Annotated in this window: 3 protein-coding genes; all 3 read left to right on the top strand. The window is 31.7% G+C overall.

Annotated elements, in window-relative coordinates; genetic code table 11:
* The first annotated feature begins 167 nt into the window (after window positions 1–167).
* The 3 genes from BXY82_RS00030 to BXY82_RS00020 all read left to right on the top strand — a co-directional run bounded on the left by BXY82_RS00030 (window position 168) and on the right by BXY82_RS00020 (window position 1,581).
* On the top strand, window positions 168–410 hold the full coding sequence (locus BXY82_RS00030) for a hypothetical protein (RefSeq protein ID WP_115813142.1): 243 nt from the start codon (window positions 168–170) through the stop codon (window positions 408–410).
* The gene (locus BXY82_RS00025) at window positions 401–718 is read left to right on the top strand and encodes a type II toxin-antitoxin system RelE/ParE family toxin (RefSeq protein WP_115813140.1); all 318 of its coding nucleotides are present in this window, start codon (window positions 401–403) and stop codon (window positions 716–718) included. The genes BXY82_RS00030 and BXY82_RS00025 overlap by 10 nt, the downstream gene beginning before the upstream one ends.
* Window positions 719–876: 158 nt before the next feature.
* Window positions 877–1,581, top strand: coding sequence for a hypothetical protein (locus tag BXY82_RS00020; RefSeq protein WP_133756139.1), 705 nt, complete (start codon window positions 877–879; stop codon window positions 1,579–1,581).
* The last annotated feature ends 93 nt before the right edge of the window (window positions 1,582–1,674 follow it).

The following is a 1,674-nucleotide window of genomic DNA, read 5'->3' as shown; positions in this document are numbered from 1 at the left end:
ACTTATCTTTAAATTATAGAACACCAAATATGGTATATAAATTAACAGCGTAAATCAATTTTAACCTGTAGCCATATTTCAGGACTAGACAGCTGTGAAATTCGTGAAAGCAAGAAAATTAGAGGTTTAAATTGATAATTTTGTATCTTTGATAAAAAGCTAATAAAATGGATTTACAAACAAGAAAACTGGAACTTATTCAAGAGTTTTTAAAGATTCAAAGTGAAGATGTTATTTCACGACTTGAAAAAATCCTTAGAAAAGAAAACAAGAATTTTGATATTGATGATTTTAAACCAATGACAATTGAGGAATTTAATTCTCGAATTGACAAATCTATGGAAGATTCGATAAATGGTCGACTAATAGAATCTAGCGAATTAAAAGCCAAGATTGATAAATGGAATTAAAATTATTTTGGACTGATTTTTCTCAAAAAGAACTAGAAAAAATTTATCAATATCATCGAGAAAAAGCAGGAATTCGAATAGCGAAAAAACTCGTTAACGGTATTTATAACGAAACTTTAAAGTTACAAAGGCAACCAGAAATTGGACAAGCCGAAGAACTTCTTAAAAACAGAAATCAAGGATTTAGATATCTGGTCTATAAAAACTATAAAGTCATTTATTGGATTAACAAGGAAGAGAATAGAATTGAAATAAATGATGTTTTTGATACTCGCCAAAACCCAATAAAAATAGAACGAAAAAAATAAAAGCCAGTTGCCAACACCGTGTATAATTAATTGCTGTGTAAGTGCTCATCTGGAAGATTCCTGCGGAATATTCACAGGTTCGTGAAAGTTTGCTAATTTAGTTGCTTAACCACGCAACTAACCATACACAACAACGTTAGCCACAAGCTGAAGAAACATTGAGATACTACATTGGAGCATATTATTTAATTAAACTTCGTGATTCCAATTTTGGAACTTACGTAGGGAAAAAATTGCATACTTGTAGCACTTGCATAAACGATTCCTTTTTTGACGCTTGGTCAATCTCGTGGGCGGAAGACGGAAAAAATGTAAATGCAGAAACCAAATCGGACTTTAATCTTAATGAAAAGCTGATTAAGGAAATTCAGAATTGGACGGACAAAAAAATGGAGGAAAACAAAATCGGTTGGATATGCACATTTGCCAATTTAGAAACCTTAACTGAATATAAAAGCTCATTTTTTCCAAATGCAGAAAGTGAAATATTAAGCATTAACTTTCCTGAATCAGAAAAAGACGAATTACTAAATTTATTCAATCCTGAAAAGACAAGTTTTGGCGAAATCGGACTTTCAATAAATCTAAAAAAAGAAATTTTAGAAAACAAAGACGAGCAGACTTTAGGTTACGACTTAATCGGAATTGAAGATAGTAGTGAATTTCACAGTTTTCATTGTCACGATTTGGCGAGTGAACTAATTGAAAAATTCGGAATTGAAATCAACAAATACGGACTGATTAGCGAGAATGATAAGTGGACTGAAATGGTGGAATATATGAATGATGAAGATAACGGATTTGAATCTTCACCTTGGTTCTATGTAAAAGTTAATAAAGTAACGGAAAAAGCCAGTGGCTAACAAAGAACTGAGGCAAAAAACAAGCCTTTTCTCCATTAAATTTTGACAAATGTGTTCCTGGCATTGTTGAAGTGGAACAAATCTCCTTCGTCG

Origin of the sequence: Gelidibacter sediminis, from assembly GCF_004364975.1 — a bacterium.
GTDB lineage: Bacteria > Bacteroidota > Bacteroidia > Flavobacteriales > Flavobacteriaceae > Gelidibacter > Gelidibacter sediminis.
Note: the sequence above shows the minus strand (reverse complement) of the source record. Positions and strands in the feature narration are given on the sequence as shown.

Bases quoted from the DNA above. Each gene is read 5' to 3' on its own strand.
- BXY82_RS00030 (WP_115813142.1), top strand. From the start codon at position 168: ATGGATTTACAAACAAGAAAACTGGAACTTATTCAAGAGTTTTTAAAG.
- BXY82_RS00025 (WP_115813140.1), top strand. From the start codon at position 401: ATGGAATTAAAATTATTTTGGACTGATTTTTCTCAAAAAGAACTAGAA.